3 protein-coding genes are annotated in these 4,572 nt (G+C 48.0%); all 3 read right to left on the reverse strand.

The window, feature by feature from the left end; all coding sequences use genetic code 11:
* Window positions 1-674: hypothetical protein (locus tag VIM87_RS06630; RefSeq protein WP_331996217.1), on the reverse strand; the 674-nt coding region annotated here is incomplete at its 3' end.
* The gene (locus VIM87_RS06635) at window positions 661-3,135 is read right to left on the reverse strand and encodes a glycoside hydrolase family 20 zincin-like fold domain-containing protein (RefSeq protein ID WP_331996218.1); all 2,475 of its coding nucleotides are present in this window, start codon (window positions 3,133-3,135) and stop codon (window positions 661-663) included. The genes VIM87_RS06630 and VIM87_RS06635, both read right to left, overlap by 14 nt.
* A gap of 245 nt (window positions 3,136-3,380) precedes the next feature.
* Window positions 3,381-4,572: CARDB domain-containing protein (locus VIM87_RS06640; RefSeq protein WP_331996219.1), on the reverse strand; the 1,192-nt coding region annotated here is incomplete at its 5' end.

Raw genomic sequence — 4,572 nt, forward strand, 5'->3', positions numbered from 1 at the left:
TAGGCATCTTTGAAAAGAGAGCCTTCTGTGTTAGGACGAGATACATCATACAGCTCCTGGTCCTTCATAGCTTTCTGCTTCCAGAAAGGGCTGTATTCTTTCAGCACCTCGCCTGTTATGATGTTCAGGTTATCGTAACAAATGCCTTTGTCCTTATCATACATATTCTTCATCATCCACGCAGCTGCGTTGGTGGCTACCTGCGCATACTTCGGATCCTTGGTTACTTTAGACAGCTCATAGATGCCGGGAGTACCATCTGATACGGTGGCAAACACCACAAAATCCGGTCCCAGCACATCACCGTGAATGGCTCTTACCATGCCGTTCAGCTTTGGATTGTCTTTTATTTCCATGCTGATCCAGTAGTTACCGCCTTTTTTGGCAGCAGTCAGGTAAGCCTCGTTATGCGTAACCTTATAGGCTGCCAGCAGCGCGTTCACTGCCTGCCCGGTATGCCAGGGCACTTCGTAGGGATACCACTTGCCTTCCGTAAGGTTATAATCACAGCGCGACTTCCCTTCTTCATCCAGCAGCACACCGGATACATAACCGGCGGTTTCATTAATTGCGGTAATGATCTCCTCTTTCTTCAGCTGCCCATTCACCTGTTGAGCGCCCAGCAAAGCGCCTGCCATGCAGGCCGTACATACCGTTTTATTAATCCACTTCATATTTGGTGCTTTTAGCATTCAGCTGGTATTTATGTTTATGATTGGTGACCGTGATATTATCCTGCAGGCGGAATGTAAAACTCCAGGATGCCTGCCGGCTATTAGCTAATTTAATAAGCACATGGTTCACGCCTTTCTTTAAGGACAGCTGTACCTCGCGCTCTGTACCGCTGCCAGCGCTTTTGCAGGCTATGCCATTGCAGTATAACACGGCGTTGTTGCCGGCGTCCAGGAACGCTTTCACAGTGGCGGCGCTGTCTGTTTTGATCTGGCAATAGGCATAGGTGATAGCAGCGCCGCCTTTATAGTGATAATTCTCATCCAGGTCTACAATGCCCCCATCCATGGAAGGGAACTTTTGCCAGCGGTAGATCTTATCCTGGTAATGAATAAAATCTCCCGGCGAGGGCGGCACATCCTCTTCCTTTGCCGGTGCATATAAAAAACCGGGTATCACACCATATTCCTTTACCGGCAAAGGCCCGCATAACATCCAGTTCTTAAAATAAGTACGGTCTGTAACTATAATATTTAAGCGCGTTCTGTTAACGGGCGGCAGCTTAGCCTGCGTTGCAGCCTGCCGCAGCTGCTGTTCCAGCGCAGCCAGGGCATTGCTCTTTTTCTCATACGGCTGCATCACCACGTTTAACCAGTAAGGCTGGTTCTCCTGCAGCCAGGCCTGTTGAAACCATTGGGCGGCTGCTTTGTAGCGCTCATTCAGCGCATGTAAAGTATCCGCACAGGCTGTAACGATTGCCACAGCCTGCTGACGCGGCGTATTGGTTGACGCACTATATTTTTTAACAATGTCCGCTATGATCAGGCGGGTAGTGATCATTAGTTTGTATTGCTGGATAGCAAACTGCAAGACGCTGATATCTGCTGCATGGCTGCGCGGTTTAGCAGCTGCAATATAATCCCCTGCCTGGTTAATGAGCTGCAATGCTTCTATGGCAGATACATTGTTCAGGATCAGTTTTTTACCGCTGTCCGGTAATATCTTTTGCTGCCATAGCTGATCGTTCAGGTTATAGGTAAGCGGTAAAGCCCGCAGCTGCATCAGCGTGAATAACGCTTTCACATAATTACCGTTGCTGCTTTCATAAGCACAGGTTTCATAGCGCTGGTCAAACGAGGTATTGTTTGCAGTGTCCAGGTTCCAGCTTTTTTCTGCGGATACATACACGCCATACCAGTCGGCGGAGAACAGGTAAGCGCCGCCATCATCCCAGATGGTGGCAAAAGCGCCGGTAGCGCCATCCCGCTTGCCCTGCCGGTAAAAGCCGTCAATATTGGCTTTTGCCATTACCATATCCGGGAACATGCGGTATGAGTTGAGGATGCCGGAACATACCATAAACTCCAGCTTGCGTTTGACAAAGGGTTGAGTCCAGGCATCGTAGTTCTGTTGATCGCCATACTCCCAGCTCAGGTAGATCACGTCTTTAGGCAGCAGGTCCAGCACTTCTTCATGCTGCAGGGCAATATCGCCCCACATCATCATTTTCTTGCCATGCTTTTTTACCACATCATATAAGAACTGCAGGTGATCTGCATAATATTTTGCTACGCCCACACTATCTACATACGCTTTTGAATATCCTTTTCCCAGGCCGAATGTTTCATCGCAGTTCACATTAAACCAGGGTGCGCTAAAAGCATCGCATAGCTCGCCGATCACGTCTGAAAGGAACTGCCGCGCCTTAGCGCTCAGCGGTGATATTAAGCTGGATGTTTCGCCCATGGAGCGGTACTGCGGCAGTGAAAGTATTTTTTCAAAATGCCCGAACGACTGGAAGCTGCCGATCAGCTGCATATGATAAGTGGCTGCATAAGCGCTCAGCTCTTTGATCTGCGCAATGGTCAGCTTCCCGTTCTCCGGCGCAAAGTCGGGATGGGAAAGCGGCTGCACCACATGTTCTATGTAAAAGGAAAGGTAGTTGATCTTCAGCTCCGCCATCCGTGCAATCTGCTCTTTTATATAGTCTACGGTGGAAATGGGCCCGCGGCTGATATCATCAAAGATCACGCGGCGGCTGTAAGCCGGCCAGTCAACAATGGTTAGTGCAGTTTGCCAGCCGGCGCGGGTAAGCTGTTTCAGTGTTTGCAAGCCGTAGAATAAACCGGTTTCCGTATTGGCTGCAATGAAACGGTACTGTTCATTCATTACCAGTATGTATCCCTCCTGCCCGATTGTTTTGATGGCAGCAGCTGCATACTGGCGCACCAAAGCGTCTGCGCCTTTATCTTTCCCCAGCAATACCAGGTTAACCGTGGTGGCGGCGCCTGCTTTTGCGGTAGCGGCAAATAATTTCCAGTGTGCATCCAGGCGGGCGTTCATCAGCGCATCGGTTCCTATACCGTGTAAACGCAGCTGTGCGGGAAAATCTACTTTCTCCGGTCCTATGCTTACCTGCTGCGGGTAAGGCAGCACCGGCAGTATCTCAGACGTGGCGTACATTCCATGCAATAGCATGGCCAGTAATAGAAATATCTTTCTATAAACAGTCATTACTTAAATGTCCTAAATTTTTACTTCGCTGATTTAGTTGTTGGCGCGATTCCGGTAAATTTAAAAATGTCCCCCCAATCTATTGTAATACTCCGGATCAAAAAAAAGAAAAACTTCCTCTATAAACTCGATAACTCTAATATAAAACAATTTTTCGGTAACGTACCCGGAAATTACAAAAAAACATAGAAATATTATTCTTTCGTGTGATCATCTGCCATGAAATATAACGCGGCTTCGTTATTCAGTTTTGTAATTTCCGGTTGTTCTCCCTCGATTTTAATTCTCACCAAATGCTTTCCGGCAGCCGCTTTCCATTGAAACAAGATCTGCTGCGTGCGTGCTTTCAGATCATCAGGCGCTTCCAGTAAAGTGATCACTGTGCTGTCTTTCACTACCTCATCCACATAAAATTTTACCCGGCTGTTTTCTGCTGCTGCATTTCCAATATTATGCAGCGTGATCTGTACCACGTACATGTTATTTCCGGCGCCTGGTTTTATCACAATGTCTTTAGCGGTAAGCCCGGGATCTGCTTTAGGCGCAGAACTGCCGGGGTAAGCCTGCAGCTGTTTTACAGCCACTATCAATAATTGTTTGCCGGGCAGGGTAAAGGAAATATCTTTTACCCGTTCTGTAATGCTAATGGTATCTGTGCCAAGCACTTCATCCATGCTGTCATCCCCATTCTTATCAAGACCAGTGCTTACGCAGTACCTGCCGGGCAGCAGCTGCCAGGTACGTAATTGCACACTTCTCTCCTGCCCGAAATTGTATAAGGCCGCCTGTAAAAAGTGCTGGTCGCCGCCATTCACCAGAATGGCTACATCCTTACCGGTGTTTTTCCAGGAAGCCAGCAGGCTGGGATATTCATACCCTGCGCCAAAATGGCCCAGGTACATACCGGATAATAAGCTGTTGTTGGGAATGTATACACGATCCGTAAATTTCACTTCGCTGGTGAGCAAAGGAAAATTGTAGCGTAAGCTGTTCAGCATTTCTTCCAATCCCTGTACAATTATTTTTTTATCGTGGTGTAATGTATACCGGTTATAGTGCGCACCGTATTGATTCACCAATGTATCATAACGGCTGCTGTTACTGAGCTGCCGGGCCATGGCAAACAGCTTGCCCATTGGGTTGCTGCCGGCAGCATGATCTGTACCGCCGCTAAGCAGCTGTTGCTGCACCCAATACAATGAGCCTGTTGTAGTATCTTTTTCGTGCAGGGGCTGCGTCATTAACCTTGCATTCGTGTTAATGGTCTGTAAAAAGGTTTGCTTTTGCGTAAGCGCATACAACCCTGCCAGTAAATATTGCAGCTCATTCACATGGCCCAGGTGATCCCAATTGTAATACGTATAGGTAAGCTGCGGGTTATACCAC

Source organism: Chitinophaga sp. (assembly GCF_036569125.1).
Lineage (GTDB): Bacteria > Bacteroidota > Bacteroidia > Chitinophagales > Chitinophagaceae > Chitinophaga.